The organism is Bacteroides sp. AM41-16, from assembly GCF_003603495.1.
Classification (GTDB): Bacteria; Bacteroidota; Bacteroidia; order Bacteroidales; family Bacteroidaceae; genus Bacteroides; species Bacteroides uniformis.
Genome location: NZ_QTNE01000004.1, coordinates 233,418 through 255,031, shown reverse-complemented (window position 1 = coordinate 255,031; position 21,614 = coordinate 233,418). Strand labels below are relative to the sequence as shown.

Annotated in this window: 19 protein-coding genes; 11 read left to right on the top strand and 8 right to left on the bottom strand. The window is 47.9% G+C overall.

The window, feature by feature from the left end:
* Positions 1 to 59: 59 nt before the first annotated feature.
* Positions 60 to 1,217, bottom strand: a complete 1,158-nt coding sequence (locus DW896_RS06140) for a transglutaminase domain-containing protein (protein WP_034528561.1) — start codon at positions 1,215 to 1,217, stop codon at positions 60 to 62.
* A gap of 132 nt (positions 1,218 to 1,349) precedes the next feature.
* On the opposite strand from DW896_RS06140, the gene hisS reads away from it, so the two are divergent.
* The 3 genes from hisS to DW896_RS06125 all read left to right on the top strand — a co-directional run bounded on the left by hisS (position 1,350) and on the right by DW896_RS06125 (position 3,826).
* Positions 1,350 to 2,711 (top strand): histidine--tRNA ligase, encoded by a 1,362-nt coding sequence (gene hisS / locus DW896_RS06135; RefSeq protein WP_009036531.1) that lies wholly within the window; start codon positions 1,350 to 1,352, stop codon positions 2,709 to 2,711.
* Positions 2,712 to 2,857: 146 nt separating this feature from the next.
* On the top strand, positions 2,858 to 3,016 hold the full coding sequence (locus tag DW896_RS21450; RefSeq protein ID WP_008663974.1) for a hypothetical protein: 159 nt from the start codon (positions 2,858 to 2,860) through the stop codon (positions 3,014 to 3,016).
* A 48-nt stretch (positions 3,017 to 3,064) separates the two neighbouring features.
* Positions 3,065 to 3,826 (top strand): EFR1 family ferrodoxin, encoded by a 762-nt coding sequence (locus DW896_RS06125; protein ID WP_009036533.1) that lies wholly within the window; start codon positions 3,065 to 3,067, stop codon positions 3,824 to 3,826.
* Here DW896_RS06125 and DW896_RS06120 read toward each other — a convergent pair.
* A complete protein-coding gene (locus DW896_RS06120) occupies positions 3,796 to 4,650 on the bottom strand; it encodes a bile acid:sodium symporter family protein (protein ID WP_009036534.1) in 855 nt (284 codons plus the stop codon). The two genes, DW896_RS06125 and DW896_RS06120, sit on opposite strands and share 31 nt — an antisense overlap.
* Before the next feature lie 183 nt (positions 4,651 to 4,833).
* Between DW896_RS06120 and DW896_RS06115 the strand changes: the two genes are divergently transcribed.
* The 4 genes from DW896_RS06115 to DW896_RS06100 all read left to right on the top strand — a co-directional run bounded on the left by DW896_RS06115 (position 4,834) and on the right by DW896_RS06100 (position 8,430).
* A complete protein-coding gene (locus tag DW896_RS06115) occupies positions 4,834 to 5,106 on the top strand; it encodes a co-chaperone GroES (RefSeq protein ID WP_004290132.1) in 273 nt (90 codons plus the stop codon).
* Positions 5,107 to 5,143: 37 nt separating this feature from the next.
* A complete protein-coding gene (groL, locus tag DW896_RS06110) occupies positions 5,144 to 6,781 on the top strand; it encodes a chaperonin GroEL (RefSeq protein WP_005835590.1) in 1,638 nt (545 codons plus the stop codon).
* 254 nt (positions 6,782 to 7,035) lie between these two features.
* The gene (locus tag DW896_RS06105; protein WP_005826242.1) at positions 7,036 to 7,254 is read left to right on the top strand and encodes a winged helix-turn-helix domain-containing protein; all 219 of its coding nucleotides are present in this window, start codon (positions 7,036 to 7,038) and stop codon (positions 7,252 to 7,254) included.
* Between the two features lie 156 nt (positions 7,255 to 7,410).
* Positions 7,411 to 8,430 carry a low specificity L-threonine aldolase gene (locus DW896_RS06100; protein ID WP_119993042.1) on the top strand — a complete coding sequence of 340 codons (1,020 nt, stop codon included), beginning with the start codon at positions 7,411 to 7,413 and terminating at the stop codon, positions 8,428 to 8,430.
* A gap of 171 nt (positions 8,431 to 8,601) precedes the next feature.
* On the opposite strand, the gene DW896_RS06095 is transcribed toward DW896_RS06100, so the two are convergent.
* Entirely contained in the window at positions 8,602 to 11,112 is a 2,511-nt protein-coding gene (locus DW896_RS06095; RefSeq protein WP_119993025.1) for a glycoside hydrolase family 9 protein, read from the bottom strand.
* 308 nt (positions 11,113 to 11,420) lie between these two features.
* Here DW896_RS06095 and DW896_RS06090 point away from each other — a divergent pair, with 308 nt between their 5' ends.
* Together DW896_RS06090 and DW896_RS06085 are read left to right on the top strand one after the other, a co-directional pair.
* Positions 11,421 to 12,389, top strand: a complete 969-nt coding sequence (locus tag DW896_RS06090) for a DnaJ C-terminal domain-containing protein (RefSeq protein ID WP_005826253.1) — start codon at positions 11,421 to 11,423, stop codon at positions 12,387 to 12,389.
* Between the two features lie 17 nt (positions 12,390 to 12,406).
* Positions 12,407 to 12,700, top strand: a complete 294-nt coding sequence (locus DW896_RS06085) for a chaperone modulator CbpM (protein ID WP_009036538.1) — start codon at positions 12,407 to 12,409, stop codon at positions 12,698 to 12,700.
* A 137-nt stretch (positions 12,701 to 12,837) separates the two neighbouring features.
* Here the strand turns inward: DW896_RS06085 and DW896_RS06080 are convergent, their stop codons facing one another.
* Genes DW896_RS06080 through DW896_RS06065 form a run of 4 tightly spaced genes read right to left on the bottom strand, consistent with a single transcriptional unit; the run spans position 12,838 to position 17,308 of the window.
* Positions 12,838 to 14,544 carry an acyl-CoA dehydrogenase family protein gene (locus DW896_RS06080; protein ID WP_005826256.1) on the bottom strand — a complete coding sequence of 569 codons (1,707 nt, stop codon included), beginning with the start codon at positions 14,542 to 14,544 and terminating at the stop codon, positions 12,838 to 12,840.
* Between the two features lie 10 nt (positions 14,545 to 14,554).
* Positions 14,555 to 15,376 carry an energy transducer TonB gene (locus DW896_RS06075; RefSeq protein ID WP_119993023.1) on the bottom strand — a complete coding sequence of 274 codons (822 nt, stop codon included), beginning with the start codon at positions 15,374 to 15,376 and terminating at the stop codon, positions 14,555 to 14,557.
* A 14-nt stretch (positions 15,377 to 15,390) separates the two neighbouring features.
* Complete coding sequence (locus tag DW896_RS06070) at positions 15,391 to 16,410, bottom strand: electron transfer flavoprotein subunit alpha/FixB family protein (protein WP_005826260.1); 1,020 nt, start codon at positions 16,408 to 16,410, stop codon at positions 15,391 to 15,393.
* Positions 16,411 to 16,414: 4 nt separating this feature from the next.
* The gene (locus DW896_RS06065) at positions 16,415 to 17,308 is read right to left on the bottom strand and encodes an electron transfer flavoprotein subunit beta/FixA family protein (protein ID WP_005826262.1); all 894 of its coding nucleotides are present in this window, start codon (positions 17,306 to 17,308) and stop codon (positions 16,415 to 16,417) included.
* Positions 17,309 to 17,644: 336 nt separating this feature from the next.
* Between DW896_RS06065 and DW896_RS06060 the strand changes: the two genes are divergently transcribed.
* Positions 17,645 to 19,405 carry a 1-deoxy-D-xylulose-5-phosphate synthase gene (locus DW896_RS06060; protein WP_119993020.1) on the top strand — a complete coding sequence of 587 codons (1,761 nt, stop codon included), beginning with the start codon at positions 17,645 to 17,647 and terminating at the stop codon, positions 19,403 to 19,405.
* 44 nt (positions 19,406 to 19,449) lie between these two features.
* Here the strand turns inward: DW896_RS06060 and DW896_RS06055 are convergent, their stop codons facing one another.
* On the bottom strand, positions 19,450 to 20,649 hold the full coding sequence (locus DW896_RS06055) for an aminopeptidase C (RefSeq protein WP_119993040.1): 1,200 nt from the start codon (positions 20,647 to 20,649) through the stop codon (positions 19,450 to 19,452).
* Positions 20,650 to 20,744: 95 nt separating this feature from the next.
* Here DW896_RS06055 and DW896_RS06050 point away from each other — a divergent pair, with 95 nt between their 5' ends.
* Complete coding sequence (locus DW896_RS06050; RefSeq protein WP_119993017.1) at positions 20,745 to 21,596, top strand: patatin family protein; 852 nt, start codon at positions 20,745 to 20,747, stop codon at positions 21,594 to 21,596.
* Positions 21,597 to 21,614 lie beyond the last annotated feature (18 nt).

Genomic DNA, 21,614 nt, shown 5'->3' with positions numbered 1-21,614 from the left:
GATGGTCTGATTAAATAGATGATGTGTCTCTGCCGGATGCATCATCTGTTTTTTTATTCCTAATAGGGCGACTGCCAGAACCAGGCATCGTCATTGACCACGTACTTGGCTTGGAAGAAGTTTTCTGCATTAGGGTCTGAGGGGCAAAGCAGTACATCGTCTGCTTTTATGCTATAGAGATTCTTGGCCATATAGCTGTCTAAATAATATTCTTTGGTAATCTTCTGCTGGTTATTCCAGTTGGCTTCTTCATTTAGGATTACCGGACGACCGTCTCGCAGACGTTCGCGCACTTCTTGCACGCTTAGCATGATGCCGTTTTCATCCATCACCCAGGCATTGTTGGTAGGGTCTACCCATATCCATTTATCCAAGGTATTGGAATAAACTACGTTAATGGAATGGCATTCGCCAATGTATTTTTGGGGTAATTCGCTGATGTGGCGTGCCTTAAATCCCATGGACAGATAACAATCCTTCAGTACATGGGCAAGACCTCCGCAATGCAGACCTCGCGCACCGCCTTTGCAAGCTTCTGCCCATTTTATGATGTTGCTGCCTGCCGGACTTTCATGGTTTCCGTCATGTTTTATGGTATTGTGTATATAAGTCAGTATGTTCTTTATTTTTGATAGTTCGTCGCCTGCGCCTGCCACACTGTCCAACTTGAAGTATTGGCGTACCTCTACTAAATACTTGTTGTTGGGATTGATGTATTCGAAGCGGGGGAGTGTATCAGGGCGCTCATTGTGGGTGTATCCCGGTGTTTTTTGAAGTATGTCGAGGTAGTCACCCACTTTCTTCACTTTGGCAAGCACTGCCTTGAACCGTTTATCGCTGCGCAGGTTGTCTAAGTCGGTATCATTCATCATGTGGTTGTAATCTTGAAATCCATTGTCGTAGGCCAGTTCTAAATTTTTGATGGCTTCACCTTTTTTCTTTAACAAGGATTGGAAGCAGGCTAAATTGTAGTAATAGGACTGTATGAGCCAGCTGTACTTTTTCTGAGTGTTCTCGTCTTGTTCTTTGAACAGAGTTATCAAAGCCTTACCGTTCTTTTCGGCTTCTTTATAGTTTTTCTCATTGACGGCTTGTTGCAGCTTTTGTACGATGGTTTCTTCTTTTTGGTCGAAGTCTTTGGCGTTGCCGGATTGTGCCCGGCTAACACCGATGCCGCATAGCAACAACATGCAGAATAAAATCAGTCTCTCTTTCATAAATGTGTAAGTTTGAAGTTTGTTTTGGTCGTTTTTATGCGACGGTAATGATACAAAGGTAAACATTCTCTTTTCTTAATCAATAAAATACTGTAACTTTGTCGTCCGATTTTTAAAATAATTGAACTGATTATGGCAGCAAAACCAAGTATTCCGAAAGGAACCCGTGACTTCTCGCCCGTAGAAATGGCGAAGCGTAACTATATATTCAATACGATTCGTGAGGTGTATCATCTCTATGGTTTTCAGCAGATAGAAACGCCCTCGATGGAAATGCTTTCTACCTTGATGGGGAAGTATGGTGAGGAAGGCGACAAGCTTTTGTTCAAGATACAGAACTCCGGTGATTACTTTTCCGGACTGACAGATGAAGAACTGTTGAGCCGTAATGCTCCGAGACTTGCCTGCAAGTTTTGCGAGAAAGGTTTGCGCTATGACCTCACAGTACCTTTTGCCCGCTACGTGGTGATGCACCGCGATGAAATAACTTTTCCTTTCAAACGTTATCAGATACAGCCCGTGTGGCGCGCCGACCGTCCGCAAAAAGGACGCTATCGTGAGTTCTATCAGTGCGATGCCGATGTGGTAGGCAGTGATTCCTTGCTGAATGAGGTGGAGCTGATGCAAATTGTCGATACGGTATTTACCCGCTTCGGCATCCGTGTTTGTATCAAGATTAACAACCGTAAGGTATTGAGTGGCATTGCCGAAATCATCGGTGAGTCTGACAAGATTGTTGATATTACTGTGGCCATTGATAAGTTGGATAAGATAGGTCTGGACAATGTCAATGCCGAGTTGAAAGAGAAAGGCATCAGTGACGAGGCTATCGCCAAACTGCAACCTATCATTTTGTTGAGCGGAAGTAATGAAGAGAAACTTGCAACTCTGAAGGAAGTTCTTGCTGCCAGCGAGACCGGACTGAAAGGCGTGGAGGAAAGTGAATTTATCCTTTCCACCTTAAAGAACCTTGGCTTGAAGAACGAAATCGAGCTGGATTTGACATTGGCCCGTGGCTTGAATTACTATACCGGTGCCATCTTCGAAGTAAAGGCGCTGGATGTGCAAATCGGTAGTATTACTGGTGGAGGACGCTATGACAACTTGACGGGTGTATTCGGTATGTCCGGTGTCAGTGGTGTCGGTATCTCGTTCGGTGCAGACCGTATCTTTGATGTGCTGAACCAGCTTGACCTTTATCCGAAAGAAGCGGTGAACGGTACTCAGTTACTGTTTATCAACTTTGGTGAGAAAGAGGCCGCATTCTCAATGAATGTATTGACTGAAGTGCGTGCGGCAGGCATCCGTGCCGAGATTTTCCCCGATGCAAGCAAGATGAAGAAACAGATGGGGTATGCGAACTCCAAAGCCATCCCGTTTGTGGCCCTGGTGGGTGAGAATGAAATGAATGAAGGTAAGGTGACATTGAAAAATATGGAGACCGGAGAGCAGAAAATGGTCACTCCCCAAGAGCTGGTTAGCGAACTGAAATAATAAAAACTGAAATACATTTAAAAAGGAGCACAAAATTGCTCCTTTTTTTGTATATTTATGGCACAAATATAGGTATTTGTAATAGTGGCGTAGGAAAAATGAAACATCCTGCATTTATCTTTGTACTGACAAAAAAGGAGGTTCTTATGGTTTCTGTTGAGCTTAAGCAAGAAAAACACAATGCCCTCGTCAGTTTCCTGATGATTGTCATAGCGGCATTGTTCCTGCTCTATATGGGCAGTTCATTGGTACATTCTACAAAAGCGTTCTGGGAAAATTATTCCATAGAAGAGCTGCTGGAATAGAAGGAATTCAAGTCAAATCACTACCTTTGTCGGCAAAACATATTGCCGATGATACTTTATTTTACCGCAACCGGAAACTCACGCTGGATTGCAGAATTGCTTGCAGAGGCTATGCATGATACTGCCGTCAGCATTGTTGATTGCCTTAAGCAAGGCTCGATACCCGCAGGGCTGTCGATAGCTGACAGACTAGGTATTGTTTTTCCGGTACACTCATGGTATGCACCTCGTGTCTTGATTGATTTTTTGTCGCAGCTCCGGTTGCCGGACTGCTGTTACCGTTATGCCGTGTGTACATGCGGGGACGATATGGGAAAGGGAATGAACCGCCTGGCGGAACATTTTCCGTTGGATGCAGCCTGGTCTGTTGCAATGCCCAATACCTATGTACCGATGTTCAATTTGGACGATGGGGCGCTTTGCCTCAAGAAGATAGAGAACGCACGGCATGCTGTCGCTTCGATTGCCGAAGATGTCATTGCACGGAAGAGGGTCTGGAATGTGCATGAGGGCAGTGCTGCCTGGCTGAAAACGTATGTTGTGAATCCTTTGTTTGTCCGTTTTGTCATTGGTACAAGGAGTTTCCATGTAGATGAAGGCTGTATCTCTTGCGGAATATGCGGCAAATCTTGTCCGGTAGGTAATATCCGGTTGGTGGATGGGCATCCGGTGTGGGGAAAGCAGTGCATTCATTGTATGGCTTGTTTGCATTTTTGCCCCCGGAAAGTGATACAGTATGGAAAAGCGACACAGAAGAAGGGGAGATACCGGTTGGAAGATTATCTTTGCCGCTTCACCACTCCCACATAAATCAGCAGAATAACATTCATTACCAGTGCGTAGATAATGGCAGGTATTGCAATAATGTCATTGTTGAATACAAACGGACTACTGGCAACAGCAATTGCTTGTGCGGCATTCTGCATACCGATTTCTATAATGAGTGTACGTTGTTCTTTCCGGTTGAGGCGCATGGACTTCGATAGCACTACGCCGCCTCCCATAGCCAGCAGGATAAGAATGGAGATGCAGAGGCCCAGTTTGCCGAATTGGCCGGTGATGGTAGCATGGTGCTGTATGAAGAAGATGGTTGCCAGCAGGATAAGTGCGGGAAAGGCTGTCTTGGACAATATATTATGAATCCTTTCTGCCATTTGCGGACGGTAGCGCTTCGTGAATATGCCGGCTACAATGGGAAGAAGCATCAGAACCAGGTTCTGCATGATAAGGCTGCCTACGGGGAGATGGATATCTATGTCCAGATTGCTGTCTACAAAGTGTGTGGCGAATTCCATAATCACGGGGATAGTGAACAGCGTAATAATGCTGCTGCATGCCGTCAGTGACACGGACAATGCTACGTCTCCTTTGGCTATCATGGAGAAGATGTTGGATGAGCTGCCGCCTGGCGAGCAGGCTATGAGTATGATGCCGATAAAGAACAGAGGTTCGAGCTGGAAGACATGTCCTAAAGCAAATGCCAGCATCGGCAGTAGGATGATTTGGCCTGCCAGCCCGGCAATAATGGGGCGGGGGCGTTTGCGGAACAGTTTAAAGTCTTCGGTTTGTAATGTCAGTCCCAGTTCAAACATCAATAAGGTAAGAATGGGGAGGACTATCCATATTGCGTTCATAAGTCAAATCATTTTTGAGGCTGCAAAGATAGCAAATATTGTTGTATACTTTGCCATTTTGTCAGCCTTTGTCTGCCAAACAATCAGCTTGTTCGTTTGGCACGGTTTTCGTAAGTTGTTTATCGCTTGTTTAAAGCAAAATTACCATTATAACAAATGTATAACATATAAAACAAAAAGATTATGAACATTAAACCATTAGCAGACAGAGTGCTGATACTCCCTGCACCTGCAGAAGAAAAGACAATTGGCGGTATCATTATTCCTGATACAGCGAAAGAGAAACCTTTGAAAGGTGAAGTTATTGCAGTAGGCAACGGAACAAAAGACGAAGAAATGGTGTTGAAGGTTGGTGACACAGTGCTGTATGGCAAGTATGCCGGTACTGAACTGGAAGTTGAAGGAACCAAGTACCTCATCATGCGTCAAAGCGATGTGCTCGCTGTTTTAGGTTAATTTGTAAATTGTAAATCGTTAAAATGTAAATATAGTTATGGCAAAAGAAATATTATTCAATATCGATGCCCGCGACCAATTGAAGAAAGGTATCGACACACTGGCAAATGCAGTAAAAGTAACCCTCGGCCCTAAAGGTCGTAACGTTATCATCGAAAAGAAATTCGGTGCTCCCCACATCACGAAAGATGGTGTAACGGTAGCTAAAGAAGTAGAGTTGGCAGACGCATATCAGAATACTGGCGCACAGCTGGTAAAGGAAGTTGCTTCCAAGACCGGCGACGATGCAGGTGACGGTACTACAACTGCTACTGTTTTGGCTCAGGCTATCGTAGCCGAAGGTCTGAAGAACGTGACTGCCGGTGCTAGCCCGATGGATATCAAACGCGGTATCGACAAGGCTGTTGCCAAAGTGGTTGATTCTATCAAAGGCCAGGCGGAAACAGTGGGTGACAACTATGACAAGATTGAGCAAGTTGCTTCCGTTTCTGCCAATAACGACCCCGTTATCGGCAAGCTGATTGCAGACGCTATGCGCAAAGTTTCCAAAGACGGTGTTATCACTATCGAAGAGGCAAAGGGTACTGATACTACTATCGGTGTGGTTGAAGGTATGCAGTTCGACCGTGGTTACCTCTCTGCTTACTTCGTTACCAATACGGAGAAGATGGAGTGCGAAATGGAAAAACCGTACATCCTGATTTATGATAAGAAGATTTCCAACCTGAAAGATTTCCTGCCTATCCTCGAACCGGCAGTACAGACCGGTCGTCCTTTGCTGGTTATTGCAGAAGATGTGGATAGCGAAGCGCTGACAACTTTGGTTGTAAACCGTCTGCGTTCTCAGTTGAAGATTTGTGCAGTGAAGGCTCCGGGCTTTGGTGACCGTCGCAAGGAAATGTTGGAGGATATTGCAGTGCTGACCGGTGGTGTTGTCATCAGCGAGGAAAAAGGTCTGAAGCTGGAACAAGCTACTATCGAAATGCTGGGTACTGCCGACAAGGTAACTGTTTCCAAGGATAACACGACCATCGTAAACGGTGCCGGTGACAAAGAGAACATCAAGGAACGTTGCGAACAAATCAAGGCTCAGATTGTTGCTACGAAGTCTGATTATGATAAGGAAAAACTGCAGGAACGTCTGGCCAAGTTGTCTGGCGGTGTAGCTGTTCTTTATGTGGGTGCTGCTTCTGAGGTTGAAATGAAGGAAAAGAAAGACCGTGTGGACGATGCACTCCGTGCTACCCGTGCTGCTATCGAAGAAGGTATCGTTCCTGGTGGTGGTGTAGCCTATATTCGCGCATTGGATGCATTGGAAGGCTTCAAGGGTGACAATGTGGACGAAACCACAGGTATCGACATCATCAAGCGTGCTATCGAAGAACCGTTGCGTCAGATTGTTGCCAACGCCGGTAAAGAAGGTGCTGTTGTTGTGCAGAAAGTACGCGAAGGCAAGGCAGACTTCGGTTACAATGCCCGTACCGATGTTTATGAGAACCTGCATGCAGCCGGTGTGGTAGATCCTGCCAAGGTTACTCGTGTGGCTCTTGAAAATGCCGCTTCTATTGCCGGTATGTTCCTGACTACAGAATGTGTAATCGTAGAGAAGAAAGAAGATAAGCCTGAGATGCCGATGGGTGCTCCCGGAATGGGAGGCATGGGCGGAATGATGTAAGATCGTTTTCCCTGATTGCTTAATCAAATAGGAGAACCGCAGTGTCTTTTTGATAGATACTGCGGTTTTTTTGTTCTATTTACCTTCTTGATTATTAATAAAAAGCGTGTAATATTACAAAAGTGTTACAAAAATGATTAGTTTTCATATCTTTTGTTCGTTTTTGTTGTTAGCAAAATAAAAAATCATATCTTTACCCTTCGTAAAGATAACCTAATCAACAAGAACTATTAACCTTTTTAATTGAAGAGAAAATGAACAAAAGCGAAATTGGACTAAATGCTGGGAAAGTTTGGCAGTTGCTTAGCGATTATACCAGATGGAGCTACGGTTCTTTAAAGAGGAAGTCCGGACTGAAGGACAAGGAGTTGGGAGCCGCATTGGGGTGGCTTGCCCGTGAGGACAAGATTGAAATTCATCAGGAAGAAGATGAACTTTATGTTTCACTAGGGGTAAATGTTTATATCGGATAAAGGGAACCGAGTGAATGGATTGATTGAGGGGCACAGATTTCATAGTGCGGAAGCATTTTCTGCCGGGGGGATGAAATCTGTGCTCCTTTGTTTTTTCATGTTGCAGAATATTCTTTCCTTTGCACATTCTTTTCAATGAACAAAAACAGAAAGATTATGAGAAGTTTTGCTTCAGACAATAATTCAGGCGTACATCCGTTGGTAATGGAGGCACTGAACCGGGCCAACAGTGACCATGCTGTCGGTTATGGGGATGACCCTTGGACAGAAGAGGCTGTCCGTAAAATAAGGGAAGCGTTTACGCCGGATTGCGAACCGTTGTTCGTATTCAATGGTACGGGCAGTAATGCGGTGGCTTTGCAGCTGTGTACCCGCCCTTATAATTCCATTATTTGTGCGGAGACCGCACATATCTATGTCGATGAGTGCGGTGCGCCTGCCCGTATGACAGGTTGTCAGATTCGTCCTATAGCTACCCCTGACGGCAAGCTGACGCCCGATTTAGTCCGTCCTTATTTGTGCCATTTCGGCGAACAGCATCATTCGCAGCCCGGAGCCATCTATATTTCGCAATGTTCGGAGCTGGGCACTGTCTATAAGCCGGACGAGTTGCGGGCTTTGACGGATTTGGCCCATCGGCATGGCATGTATGTCCATATGGACGGAGCACGTCTGGCAAATGCTTGTGCAGCCTTGAATCTTGGCTTTAGGGAACTGACAGTGGATTGCGGGATAGATATCCTCAGCTTCGGTGGTACGAAAAATGGACTGATGTTGGGAGAAAGCGTGGTTGTCTTTAACCCAGCTTTGAAGAAGGAAGCTTATTTTGTGCGCAAGCAGTCGGCACAGCTCGCATCCAAGCTCCGCTATCTGTCCTGCCAGTTTACTGCCTATCTGACGGACAGCCTTTGGTTGAAAAATGCCGCGCATGCCAATCGTATGGCAAAGATTCTTTACGACGGATTGAAGGAATTGCCAGGTGCGCATTTTACGCAGAAGGTGGAAAGTAACCAGCTTTTCCTTACGATGCCCCGTCCGGTGATTGACGAGCTGTTGAAGGACTATTTCTTCTACTTCTGGGATGAGGCCATCCACGAAATCCGTTTTGTAACCTCTTTTGATACTACGGAAGAAGATATCGAGCAATTGCTGCAATCGGTAAAAAGGCTTCTCTGAAATATATAAAAGCTCCTAACCTTCACAGGCTGGGAGCTTACTTCGAAACTTTCCCCTCTTGGGGGTAGGGGAAGGTTTACTGAAAACAAACCGATTGAATATTTACCTTAAATACCTTTGCACGATAACCTTTTTAACTAACCTTTTCAATAAATCTTTGTTAGAGTATGCTTATATACCGACAGCCTCGCGGACCGGTACAAAAGTGTAGCCTTTTCGTTTCAGCGTCTTAATCATCTTGTCCAGATAGCCATTATAGAACTTGTCTGTGCGGCGGTCGTCCGTTCCGAAGTGTATCAGCATTAGGTGTCCGTTCAGACCTTCTTTCTTTTCCACCTCCATAATCTTGTCGTAGATGAATTTGCTGCTCCGGTACTTCTGTCCCATGTCCGGAGTGGTGTAGTCGGCATTGCTCATGGTACCAGGGGTATAGTTGATGACTTGAATACCCATATTCTTTGCCCAGGCAGATATTTCCTTGTTATAGTATTCGTAAGGAGGAATATAGACGGGAGCGTCCTTGTATTCGATACCTGCCTTGCGGAGGGTCTCGTAGCTTTTCATCATATCGTTCTCAAACTCTTCGCGGGTGACCAGCAGAGAATCACGGTCTTCCCAAGGCATGTACAACAGATGTCCGTAACTGTGGCTGCCTACAAAATGCCCTTCGTCGAGCAGGCGTTTCACTACATCGGGATAGAGTTCATAGAACTCTCCGGTAAAGAAGAAGCCACCTTTGATGCCATGCTTCTTCAAGGTACTGATGATGGCATCGGCACCGTCTGCTTTGTCGGCGGCAGTGAATACGAGGGTGATTTGCTTTTTTGAGGGATCGGTGCGGATAATGCCTCCGTCCACATATACATTCTTGTCATTTGGGATACCGGCTTGCTTCATTCCATCCTTCTGCATGGCAGAGAGGTAGTACGTGAGGCAGGCGGTTCCATCCATGGTAGGCTCATTGGTGGAATAGTCGTGGATGGCGTCGTGATATACCATCAGGTCTGGCTGGAAGCGTTCGTAGTCTTGTCCGGGAGTTCCGGGAATTCCCGTCATATTGACACCGCGCAGGCTTTCGAAGATGGTACGATAGACAGGACCGTCCACCAGTCCGCCGGTAGTATTGCCCACGCCTGCATTCAGCAGTGAGGAGTGGGGTTGCGAGGGATAGTCTCCGTAAAGGGGAAGTTCCACAATCATGCTGGTTCCCCAAGGGTTACAGCCGAACAGCCAGTCGCGCAGGGAGGCTTCCATTTCGGCGTATGTGTCATCGCCGGTGGTTTCACGGTACAGCCGGCATTGGGTTAGCATGGCGGTAGTCAGATTGTTGGAACACCAGATGTAGGGTATACCGTGCAGGAAGGGGCTTTCTACCGCTTTCTCGTACGTGCGTTCAATGCCCGTACGCATGTTGCGGATGAATTCCTTGCTGATGCGGCTGTTGTCCACTTTGGCAAGATGGTAGTGCCCCATGTTCATGAACGGATACCATTGGTAGTGGCGTGCACTGTCGGCGCCCATCCAAGGAGTCACCGGTTCGCGACGTCCGTATTCAAGGGCTTGGGCCAGGTATTTGTTGTCGCCGGTGGCTTTGTACAGTTCCATGGCTCCCAGTTCCATATCGTCCACCCAGTTGTCCTCTTCGTAAATGTAGGGAGACAAGACAGAGGCAGTCTGGCATGCTCCCGGTTTCTTTACGCCTTCCTGATAGGCGGCATCGGCCTTGGCTTCGATTTCTGCTGCAAATTCAGGATAGTAGTCTTTCAGTATCTTGGCGCCTAAAGCGAAGCAGGAGGCAAACTTGCCGGCAGTGCTTGCCACTCCGGTCGTTGCATTCTTGAACTCTCCACGTACTTGCGGTTCGCCACTGCAAAAGTAAACGGGGCGTCCTTTACCCGGTCCGTAGCCGTAATCCACCAGGTCTTTGTTAGGTAGGCGCATTCCGGCATGGTCACGGTCGTCGGCTATCTGGTTGTACAGCTCGCCCGGAGCAGGATTCATCCGGTTCAGCCAGTCCAGTCCCCACTTGATTTCGTCCACGATGTCGGGAATGCCGTTGGCTCCCGGATGTCCGGCTGCATCATAGGCGTCACCGAATGATTCCGGATTTTCCTGATAGGCAAACATCATCTGGTAGATGGCATTGGCGGAGGTGGTGGTGTATTGCAGATAGTCCGTAGCATCGTGCCAGCCTCCGCGGACGTCTATATGTTGTCCGGTTTTGGTGGGATGATAGACGATGTAGCCGTCGTGCACGTGGCAGCTGTCTTTCAGGAACGGATTATAGCCGCAGCGTTGCTGCCGCATGTAGTGCAGCAGGTAGTCTGCGGTACCGTTGTAGACTTGTGCATTGATGGGGAAACGGGGGGAGACCGCTTTGCCTGCTTTCAGATAATACGTGCCCGGTTCTGTGAAATCACTGAAGTTCAACCGGTAGGTACTCTTCATGCCTCCCATCTTGCCGGTGGCCTTGGTTGTGTTGAAGGTACGCACCACCTTTCCGGTGAAAGCGTCAATCAATGAATAATTTTCTACGTTTGTTCCTTCCTCGCTCATGAATACAGCGACTTTGACGGATTGCGGCAAATAGCCGAGTTGGTTGATTCTGATCCATTCGCCTGCTTTGCCCGGCAGGGCTACGAGAGCGAATATTACCGTTAGGAGCCAATAATTACTTTTCATAATGGGGGTTTTTAATCTAAGGTTGGGGATTATATATAAAACAAATTTTCCTTATTACAAATAAAGCATTTTCTGTCAATTTTAGGAAGATTTAGGATGAATAATTAGACGATATTAGGTGTCGTTTACACTATTTTGGTATTTTATAGACGTGAAATAAGTGTTTGGTTGAAACTAAATGTTTGTTTATCACGTAATTATTATGCTTGATGATGCTTTTTAATTTTCGTTTACCTATTTTAGTAATGCGTAAAACAAATTGGCGTGTTATTTGTTTTATGGTATTTAGACAATAAAACTAATAGACTATGGCTTATATTGATTACTATCAGGTCCTTGGAGTGGACAAAAAGGCATCTCAGGATGACATCAAGAGAGCGTTCCGCAAGCTGGCGCGCAAGTACCATCCTGACTTGAATCCGAACGATGCTACGGCCAAGGATAAGTTTCAGGCTATCAACGAGGCGAATGAGGTGCTGAGTGATCCTGAAAAAAGAAAGAAATATGATGAATATGGTGAACACTGGAAACATGCCGACGAGTTTGAAGCGCAGAAGCGGGCACAGCAGCAAGCCGGGGGCTTCGGGGGATTTGGCGGTGCCGGTTTTGGAGGTTCCGGTGCGGGATTTGGTACGGACGGAGGCGGTACGTATTGGTATTCTTCCGACGGCCAGGAATTTTCGGGCAGTAATGCCGGTGGTTTCTCAGACTTCTTCGAACAGATGTTCGGTCATCGTACGCGCGGCGGAGGTGGTGCCAATGCCGGTTTCCGCGGGCAGGATTATCATGCGGATTTGAACCTCTCGCTTCGTGAGGCTGCGAAGACCCATAAACAGATATTGACGGTGAATGGCAAGCAAGTGCGTATTACCATTCCGGCCGGTGTGGCCAACGGACAGGTCATCAAACTGAAAGGCTATGGTGGCGAGGGCATCAACGGAGGTCCTGCAGGTGACTTATACATCACGTTTGTGATTCCGGACGACTCGGTATTCAAGCGTTTGGGAGATGATTTGTATGTGGATGTGACCGTCGACCTTTATACAGCCCTGCTGGGTGGCGACCAGTTGGTGGATACTTTGGATGGTCAGGTGAAGCTGAAGGTGAAACCCGAAACTCAGAACGGGACTAAGGTACGTCTGAAGGGTAAGGGCTTCCCCGTATATAAGAAGGAGGGACAGTTTGGCGATCTCATCGTGACTTATTCCGTGAAGTTGCCGACAAACCTGACGGAACAGCAGAAAGAGATGTTCCGTAAAATTCAGAGTATGAACTAATGAAAGGAGAACGGATTATGCAGAACGAATGGATTGTCATCAGCGAATATTGTGACAAGTGTCATATAGAGCCCACTTTTATTGATATGCTGTGCGAAAGTGGACTGATAGATGTGGAGCAGGAAGGTGGAGAGCGTTATCTGCCTTTCTCCGAGTTGCCGGATGTGGAACGGTACAGCCGTATGTACTACGACCTTTCCATCAATATGGAAGGGATTGATGCCATCCACCATCTGCTGGCAAGGATGGAAGAGATGCAGCGGGAGATACACTCGCTGCGCGGCAGGCTGAGGCTGCACGGAGAGTATTAATTTTCCTTTCGTCTCTTTGAGAACTTTTGTCCTTTTAAGAAGGGGCAAGCAGGAGGAAGTATTTCAGAAAAAACAAGCGGGCACCGGAGTAGCTAAACTCCGGTGCCCGCTATATTTGCCTTGTCCAAGCAATGCGTTTATTTGCGGTAGCTTTCCAGCTCTTCTGCCTTGAACTTACGGATGAAGTTAAAGTGTTTTTCCACTTCAGCTTCTGCGTAGTTCACATACACCAGAGCCGACTTGCCGAACAGTTCGGGAGCCTTTGTCGCGTCCTGGATGATGAGGTGCGACATGATACATACCGCAGCCATCTCATAGAGGCGACGTGCCACGAAGTCCAGCAATTCTTGATTCTGTGCCTCTTTCACCGCATTGGTGCAGGCTTCGAACTTGTTGGTCATCTCTTTGATGCGGTCCATCAACGGTTGCATTTCTTCGCTGCACGGCACTTGCTCGTAGTCGCGCAAGGTGGCAGAGTATGAGCCGTTTGTTACATAGCGGATAGCAGCTACGGTCTGCAACTGAGTAGTACCTTCGTAGATAGAAGTGATACGTGCATCACGATAGATACGTTGGCAAGCATACTCCAGCATGAAGCCCGAACCGCCGTGAATCTGGATGCTGTCGTAAGCATTCTGATTGGCATATTCAGAGTTCATACCTTTTGCCAGCGGAGTGAAGGCGTCGGCAAGTTTGGCATACTTCTTTTGTTCCTGGCGTTCTTCCGGAGTCAGTTTGCGTTCGCGAGCAATGTCGTCCAGCGCTTTGTAGATGTCCACGTAGCGGGAAGTCTGGTACAGCAAGGAGCGTCCTGCATCCAACTTGGCTTTCATAATAGCCAGCATGTCATATACAGCCGGGAATTCGATGATAGCCTTGCCGAACTGCTTGCGGTCTTTGGCATAAGCCAGACCTTCGTTGTAGGCAGCTTGTGAAAGGCCTACCGACTGTGCGGCAATACCCAGACGGGCACCGTTCATCAAAGCCATAACGTATTTAATCAAACCAAGCTTGCGGTCGCCGCAAAGTTCTGCCTTTGCATTCTTGTAAACCAGCTCGCAGGTGGGAGAGCCGTGGATACCCAGCTTGTTCTCGATGCGGCGCACGTCTACACCGCCTTCATTCTTATCGTAGATGAACATGGACAAGCCACGTCCGTCTTTGGTACCCTCTTCTGAACGTGCCAGTACGAGGTGGAGATTGGCGTCACCGTTAGTAATAAAACGCTTCACGCCGTTCAGGCGCCAGCAGTTGTTGGCCTCGTCATAGGTCGCTTTCAGCATTACGCTCTGCAAGTCGGAACCGGCATCCGGTTCTGTCAGGTCCATAGACATGGTCTCTCCGGCGCAGACACGCGGTATAAAACGGCTGTGCTGGTCTTCGTTACCGAATTCGTAGAGCGTTTCGATACAGTCTTGCAGTGACCAGATGTTACCGAAACCGGCATCGGCGGCGGCAACGATTTCGGCACACATGGTGTACGGAGTAATCGGGAAGTTCAAGCCACCGAAACGGCGCGGCATGGTCATACCGTTCAATCCGGCTTTTACCATGGCGTCGAGGTTCTGCTTGGTGCCGCTGGCATATTCCACACGGCCGTTGGCACAGTGGGGACCTTCTTCGTCCACGCCCTCGGCATTGGGAGCGATAATCTCTCCGGTAATCTCTCCGGTGATTTCAAGTACCTTGTCAAAAGAGTCCATAGCATCCGCATAGTCCTGCGGGGCATAGTCATACTTGTCTTTGTCTTGGTAACCGCGTTCTTTCAGTTCGCAGATACGTTCCATCATCGAGTTGTTCAGATGATACTTCAATTCGGGAACTTCGGTATAAAAATTTGCCATAATTTCTTGGTTATTTAGGTATTCTGAAGTATAGGGGTATGGTGAATTTCACTCGCTTGGCCTCTCCGTCCTGATAGCCGGGCGACCAGCGGTAGACGTCGGCAATGGCCTCGAAAGCGCGTATGGCTTCTTTGTCGATGTCATAACGCACGGACTGGAGAATTTTGGGATGGGTCATCTTGCCTTCTTCGTCTACAACGAACTGCAGGATTACCCTTCCTTCTGCCTTTTGCTTCCAGGCGTCTTCCGGATATTTGGTAACATTGGCCACCAGTTTCATGAGGTTCTCTATTCCACCGGGGAAGGATGGAAACACGAAATACGGCTGATGTTCCATTTCAGTTCCGTGCTCGTCGAACATCTTTCCACCGGTACACTGATTCTCTGAATAGTGTTCCTCTCTACGGAGTTTCCCGTCGGGATAGTACTGCAGGAGTGTTCCGTCAAGTTTACCATCGCTGTAGCTCCGGGCCAGATGTATGGCACCGTCGGGATAATACACCATGGTCTGCCCCTCCAGGCGGTTGTCTCTATATACTTCTGTCAGGCTGTCCTTGCCATTTGCATAGAATGATGTATGCAGGCCTTCCCTTATCCTTTTGCGGGGATTGCTTTTGTATTCGGAGAAATGCCAGACATCCTTCTTTTGTCCTTCCAAAGCATACTCTTCCACCTTGATGCACTTCTTGTTTATCTTGGAAACAAGAGCATACTTGACTGCCTGGATGGAGTCGTCCGTCCATTGGTAATTCTTGTCCAACCAGAGCTTTTCTTGAGCGATAGCGGAAGATATACCTGAAAGAAGAACAAATATAAGAATCAGCCCTTTCATGATTACCTTTATTGTTATTTACTGTGTGATTTATAATATTTTATCATCTTCGGGATAACCTCTTCCACCGTACCGTTGATGACATAGTCGGCAATCGTATTGATGGGAGCGTTCTCGTCATTGTTGATGGAGATGATAATACCACTTTCCTGCATACCGGCAATGTGCTGGATTTGTCCGCTGATGCCGCAAGCAATATACAGTTTGGGGCGGACAGTGACACCGGTCTGGCCAATCTGGCGGTCATGGTCGGCATAACCGGCATCGACGGCAGCACGGCTGGCGCCTACCTCTGCATGGAGTTCTTTGGCAAGCTCGAACAACATGTCAAAACCTTCCTTGCTTCCCATGCCGTAGCCGCCGGCAATCACGATGGGAGCGCCTTTCAGGTTGTGTTTTGCCTTTTCTACGTGGCGGTCGATGACTTTTACCACATAATCCGTCTCGGGCACGTACTTGGCAACGTCGTGGTTGATGACTTCGCCCTTATAGTCAGCGTCCAGTATCTCTTTCTTCATCACGCCTTCGCGAACGGTTGCCATCTGCGGACGGTGCTCGGGATTCACAATCGTGGCAACGATGTTACCGCCGAATGCGGGACGGATTTGATACAGCAGGTTCTCGTAAACCTTGCCTTCCTTCTTGTCTTCGTGGTTGCCGATTTCCAGTGAGGTACAGTCGGCAGTCAGTCCGCTGGTCAAAGCGGAAGAAACGCGCGGGCCGAGGTCGCGACCGATAACGGTGGCGCCCATCAGGCAGATTTGCGGCTTTTCTTCTTTGAACAAATTGATGAGGACAGAGGAGTGGGGAAGGGAAGTATAGGGGAACAAGCCCGGAGCGTCGAATACGTGGAGTTTGTCTACTCCGAAGGGCAATACTTGTTTTTCAATGCCTGCCAGATTGTTGCCGGCAGCAACTGCCTCCAGTTGACAGCCCAACTGATTGGCTAATTTACGACCTTTGGTCAAGAGTTCGAGACTGACGTCGGCAACTGTTGTGCCTTCTATCTCTAAATATACAAATACATTATTCATAATCTTATCCTATCGTATGGTTAGCTAACAGTTCAACAATCAAATCTTCCACATCCTTGTCGCTGCCCGTCAGCGTTTTGCTTTCTTTGGCCTGGAATGAGATGTTCTGAATGGTCTTCACCTTGGTAGGCGAACCGCTCAGACCGCATTGTGCAAGGTCGCCGTTCACGTCGGCAACACTCCATTCCGTGATGTTCAGATAGGGATATTTCTCGTAGAGGCCGGCGTAGGCAAGCTCAGCGCCTTCCTTGGTGATGGCAGCTTTTTCCTGGGCACCGAGGGCGCGTTTGTACTTCTGCACCAGTTTGGCATTGCGCGGGCGGCAGGGAGCGGCACTTCCGTTTACGGTGATGACTATGGGCAGGGGAGCCTCAACGGTTTCCACACCCCCGTCGATATGACGTTTCACGGTAATTTTCTTGGCGGCTTTGTCCACGTTCAGAATCTCTTCTGCGTAGGTCACTTGCGTCAGCCCCAGCTTTTCGGCAACCTGCGGGCCTACTTGGGCGGTATCGCCGTCGATGGCCTGGCGTCCGCCAATGATGACGTCATAGTCGCCTATCTTCTTGATGGCTGTGGCAAGGGCATACGAAGTGGCAAGCGTATCGGCACCTGCAAAGGCGCGGTCGGTCAGCAGATAGCCGTTGTCGGCACCACGGTAAAGTCCTTCACGAATAACTTCGGCTGCACGTCCCGGTCCCATGGTCAGGATGGTAACGGTGGAGCCCGGATGTTCATCTTTCAGTCGGAGAGCCTGTTCAAGAGCGTTCAGGTCCTCGGGGTTGAAGATGGCAGGGAGTGCCGCGCGGTTGATAGTTCCGTCGGCTTTCATGGCATCTTTCCCAACGTTGCGTGTGTCGGGAACTTGTTTTGCCAATACAACAATTTTCAAACTCATGCTATTAATTATTAGTATTAGTATTTCTTTGTATGTCAGTACCGGGAATAGGAGTAGTAGAATCCTGCTACTGAAATTGGCCGGTTAACTCATTATCAGCCTGCAAATTTACGGAAAGAGTTGGGTTTGACAAGAAAATGGGGTGAAAAATGCACAAGTTGAGGGATTTTGCGCAAATATCAGTTGGCTCTATATCTGTAAAAAAGGTAATAAAACCGGTAATTTATCTACCTTTCCGTTCCCGTTTCCTCTGTACTTTTGCAGCGTCCGGATGAGGCCTGCACGACGGGCGGCATCGGATAAACAAGCATCGCTACTTAAATGTTATTATAGAATATGTATATTGAAAAAGTAAATTCCCCTGCTGACGTGAAAAAGTTATCAGTCAGCGAGATGAACGGATTAGGTGGAGAAATCCGCCAGGTGTTGTTAAACAAGTTAAGCTCTCACGGAGGACACGTAGGTCCCAACCTGGGAATGGTAGAAGCCACCATAGCCCTGCATTACGTGTTCGATTCACCAACGGACAAGATAGTCTATGACGTGTCTCACCAAAGTTATACCCATAAGATATTGACAGGCCGCCGGGCAGCGTTTATGAATGCGGACGAGTATGACGAAGTCTCCGGATATTCCGAACCGTCGGAAAGTGAGCATGACTTTTTCGTCATTGGGCATACCTCTACCTCCGTCAGTCTGGCAAGCGGGCTTGCCAAGGCGCGTGACTTGAAGGGGGAGACGGGTAATGTGATTGCCGTCATCGGCGATGGCTCGCTAAGTGGTGGCGAAGCCTTCGAAGGATTGAATGTAGGTGCCGAACTGGGCACGAACTTCATCGTCATTGTCAACGACAACCAGATGTCCATTGCCGAGAATCATGGCGGGCTATACCGCAATCTGCAACAGTTGCGCGAAACGGAGGGTCAGGCTCCCTGCAACTATTTTAAGGCAATGGGATATGATTATCTCTATGTGAAGGATGGCAATGACGTGGAGCAATTGATAGAGGCTTTCCGTGAAGTGAAGGACAAGAAGCATCCGGTTGTGGTACATATCAATACCTTGAAAGGTAAGGGATACAAATTGGCGGAAGAGCAGAAAGAACGTTTCCATTACAGTGTTCCGTTCGACCTTGAGACCGGCAATCTGACCGGTGAGCCTGGGAAGGGTGAAGACTATGCCGACCTTACCGCCGGTTATCTGTTGCAGGAGATGAAGAAAGACCCGACTGTGGTGGGTATCACCGCAGGTACACCTACGGTATTTGGCTTTACACCGGAGCGCCGCAAAGAGGCAGGGCGGCAGTTCATTGATGTGGGCATTGCCGAAGAGCAGGCTGTTGCCATGGCTTCTGCCATTGCTGCCGGAGGTGGAAAACCGGTATTCGGGGTTTACAGCACCTTTATCCAGCGCGCCTACGACCAGTTGTCCCAGGATCTTTGCATCAACAATAATCCTGCACTGATTCTTGTCTTCTGGGGAAGCTTGTCGAGTATGAATGACGTTACCCATCTTTGTCTTTTCGATATTCCGGTTATCGGCAATATTCCGAATATGGTTTATCTGGCACCTACTTGCCGTGAGGAGTATATGGCAATGCTGGAGTGGGGCATCCGTCAGACGGAACATCCGGTTGCCATTCGCGTGCCGGCCAATGGGGTTGTTCGCAGGAATGTAGAACCAGAGAAGGATTACGGCAAGACGCTGAACCGTTATGAGGTGTCCCATCGTGGAGAGAAGGTCGCCATATTGGGACTGGGCTCTTTCTATCAGTTGGGCGAAGCTGTGGCTGCCCGGTTGAAGGAAGAGAAAGGAATGGATGCCACGCTTGTCAATCCCCGCTACATCACGGGTGTGGACGAGGCTTTGCTCGATGACCTGAAGCTCGACCATACACTGGTCATTACTCTTGAGGACGGAGTGCTGGACGGTGGCTTTGGCGAGAAGATTGCCCGTTACTACGGTCCGTCGGATATGAAGGTACTGAACTATGGTGTGAAGAAAGAGTTTATCGACCGTTACGATGTGGAGGAACAGTTGAAGAAGAACCGGTTGACGGTTCCGCAGATTGTGGAAGATATCTGTAGGATTTGTTAAGAATTGAAAAAGGAGATGCAGTTTGATGCATCTCCTTCTTTTATTTATTTAATACCCAGTTTCTTGGCAATATCCTTAGGCAGTGCATCCTTGTGCACAATGATGTTCATTGTTTTATAGCGCACGAAAGCTTTGGAAGCATACCACAAACCTTTGTACTTTCCGGCTTCACCCCAAGAGTTCTTTACCATATAGTATTCGTTGCCTTCCTGGTCTTTGGCTATACCGTAAATCAGCATACCGTGGTCGTCAGTAGTTTCCCAGTTGTCGTATGCCAGCTGGCGCTCTTCTTGTGTGCACCACTTCTGCGGTTGAGGCTTGCTGTTCAGTTTCTTTTCTTCGGGTTTCATTTTCAGCCAGTGTGCCATGTCAGAACCGCTCAGTTCTTGCACCTTTTCTGCATCGGGCATTACGGCTATACCGTCGCGTGTGAAGCCTTGTTCGCTTACGTCACTACCCCATGCAATGGTGTAACCCTTATTGATAGCGTTGTCAAACACTTCCATCAGCTCGTCGATAGGCAGGTTGTAGGAAGAAGCCCAACGCCAGTTGTCTTGTATTTCCAGGACGAACGGCTGGTAGAAGGGATGGTGCGTATAGGAAGTCAGTGAGATATAGTCATCTGCATTCAGTCCGGTAGATTCATAGAAAGACTTCGGAGTGTATTCTTTGCCTTTATAGGTGAACTTTTCAGGACGTTCGCCCAAGTAAATATCGTGGATAGAGGTGATGGCCTTCTTCCAGAGTGGGTTCTTGTCACTGTCGGTTTGCAGGCTGCGCAGTTTGCCTTTGGCGATAGCTGCCACTACGGCATCAGATACGGCTGTCAATTCGGTGTGGTTGCTCAGCGTGTCACCATACATAACGCCCGGACGCATTTCCTCTTCGGGCACCAGACCGAAAGTCTTCATACCATAAATTACATCGTAGAACGAACCGCCTTGTGAGAACGAAACGTCACCATGTGTACGCACTGCCTTGTCGGCACGGTCCAGATAGGTGTTGTGTACGATAAACATTTCAGAAAGGTCGTACTCGCCCTTGCCCATACGGAGCAGTTCGGATTCGATGAATGCCAGTCCGGAGTAGCACCAGCATGTACCGGCACGGTTTTGGTTCTTAACAGAAGTGATAGGATTTTCTTTTACGGTTGTAAAGATGAAACCTTCCTCTTTCGTAGTGTCTTGTGCTATTGTGTTTAAACTTAATAAACCCAATGCAGCCATCAGTATTGATTTCTTCATCATAATTAAAATGTTATAGATTTATAGTTGCAACTGCAAATATAGGTAGAATATCGTAAACAAAAGCTATCTTTGGAGCGTTAATTCTGACACTTATGGAGAAAATAATACGTATCGACGACCGTAGCGGTCTTGTTTTGGAGGGCGGTGGCATGCGCGGCGTCTTCACTTGCGGTGTGCTCGACAGCTTTATGGATCATGGCATTCGCTTTCCCTATACCATCGGCGTCAGTGCCGGAGCCTGCAACGGACTTTCCTATATGTCCGGCCAGCGCGGGCGTGCCAAGTACAGTAATATCGACTTGCTGGAAAAATACAATTACATCGGATTGAAGTATCTGTTGAAGAAGCGGAATATCATGGATTTCGATTTGTTGTTCCAGGAGTTTCCGGAACACATACTTCCCTACGACTACGAGGCATACTTTCATTGTCCCGAACGTTATGTGATGGTAACTACCAACTGCGAGACGGGCGAAGCGAACTATTTTGAGGAGAAGCGGAGTAAAGAGCGCGTCATTGATATTGTGCGTGCTTCGAGCAGTCTGCCGTTTGTCTGTCCCATTACCTACGTGGACAACATCCCGATGCTGGATGGAGGTATTGTGGACAGTATCCCTTTGATGCGTGCCCGTCAGGATGGATTTACCAATAATGTGGTGGTGTTGACGCGCAATCATGGGTACCGTAAGGAAATTCAGGGAACGAAGGTTCCACCTTTTATATATAAGAAATATCCGCTATTGCGTGAAGCCATCAACCGCCGCAGTATTGTCTATAATCAACAGTTGGAGCAGGTGGAACGGATGGAAGCCGCCGGGGAAATCGTTGTGATCCGTCCACAGAAGCCGGTAGTGGTAGACCGCATCGAGCGTGACATCAAGAAGCTGACGGAGCTTTATGAAGAAGGATACCGGTGTGCGGAACATTTTGCTTTTCGTTTTTGATTCTGAGAGAGTATACTA

What these genes read in the sequence shown, in the direction of transcription:
- DW896_RS06140 (WP_034528561.1), bottom strand. Translation starts at nt 1,217, where the DNA reads ATGAAAGAGAGACTGATTTTATTCTGCATGTTGTTGCTATGCGGCATC.
- hisS (WP_009036531.1), top strand. Translation starts at nt 1,350, where the DNA reads ATGGCAGCAAAACCAAGTATTCCGAAAGGAACCCGTGACTTCTCGCCC.
- DW896_RS21450 (WP_008663974.1), top strand. Translation starts at nt 2,858, where the DNA reads ATGGTTTCTGTTGAGCTTAAGCAAGAAAAACACAATGCCCTCGTCAGT.
- DW896_RS06125 (WP_009036533.1), top strand. Translation starts at nt 3,065, where the DNA reads ATGATACTTTATTTTACCGCAACCGGAAACTCACGCTGGATTGCAGAA.
- DW896_RS06120 (WP_009036534.1), bottom strand. Translation starts at nt 4,650, where the DNA reads ATGAACGCAATATGGATAGTCCTCCCCATTCTTACCTTATTGATGTTT.
- DW896_RS06115 (WP_004290132.1), top strand. Translation starts at nt 4,834, where the DNA reads ATGAACATTAAACCATTAGCAGACAGAGTGCTGATACTCCCTGCACCT.
- groL (WP_005835590.1), top strand. Translation starts at nt 5,144, where the DNA reads ATGGCAAAAGAAATATTATTCAATATCGATGCCCGCGACCAATTGAAG.
- DW896_RS06105 (WP_005826242.1), top strand. Translation starts at nt 7,036, where the DNA reads ATGAACAAAAGCGAAATTGGACTAAATGCTGGGAAAGTTTGGCAGTTG.
- DW896_RS06100 (WP_119993042.1), top strand. Translation starts at nt 7,411, where the DNA reads ATGAGAAGTTTTGCTTCAGACAATAATTCAGGCGTACATCCGTTGGTA.
- DW896_RS06095 (WP_119993025.1), bottom strand. Translation starts at nt 11,112, where the DNA reads ATGAAAAGTAATTATTGGCTCCTAACGGTAATATTCGCTCTCGTAGCC.
- DW896_RS06090 (WP_005826253.1), top strand. Translation starts at nt 11,421, where the DNA reads ATGGCTTATATTGATTACTATCAGGTCCTTGGAGTGGACAAAAAGGCA.
- DW896_RS06085 (WP_009036538.1), top strand. Translation starts at nt 12,407, where the DNA reads ATGCAGAACGAATGGATTGTCATCAGCGAATATTGTGACAAGTGTCAT.
- DW896_RS06080 (WP_005826256.1), bottom strand. Translation starts at nt 14,544, where the DNA reads ATGGCAAATTTTTATACCGAAGTTCCCGAATTGAAGTATCATCTGAAC.
- DW896_RS06075 (WP_119993023.1), bottom strand. Translation starts at nt 15,376, where the DNA reads ATGAAAGGGCTGATTCTTATATTTGTTCTTCTTTCAGGTATATCTTCC.
- DW896_RS06070 (WP_005826260.1), bottom strand. Translation starts at nt 16,410, where the DNA reads ATGAATAATGTATTTGTATATTTAGAGATAGAAGGCACAACAGTTGCC.
- DW896_RS06065 (WP_005826262.1), bottom strand. Translation starts at nt 17,308, where the DNA reads ATGAGTTTGAAAATTGTTGTATTGGCAAAACAAGTTCCCGACACACGC.
- DW896_RS06060 (WP_119993020.1), top strand. Translation starts at nt 17,645, where the DNA reads ATGTATATTGAAAAAGTAAATTCCCCTGCTGACGTGAAAAAGTTATCA.
- DW896_RS06055 (WP_119993040.1), bottom strand. Translation starts at nt 20,649, where the DNA reads ATGAAGAAATCAATACTGATGGCTGCATTGGGTTTATTAAGTTTAAAC.
- DW896_RS06050 (WP_119993017.1), top strand. Translation starts at nt 20,745, where the DNA reads ATGGAGAAAATAATACGTATCGACGACCGTAGCGGTCTTGTTTTGGAG.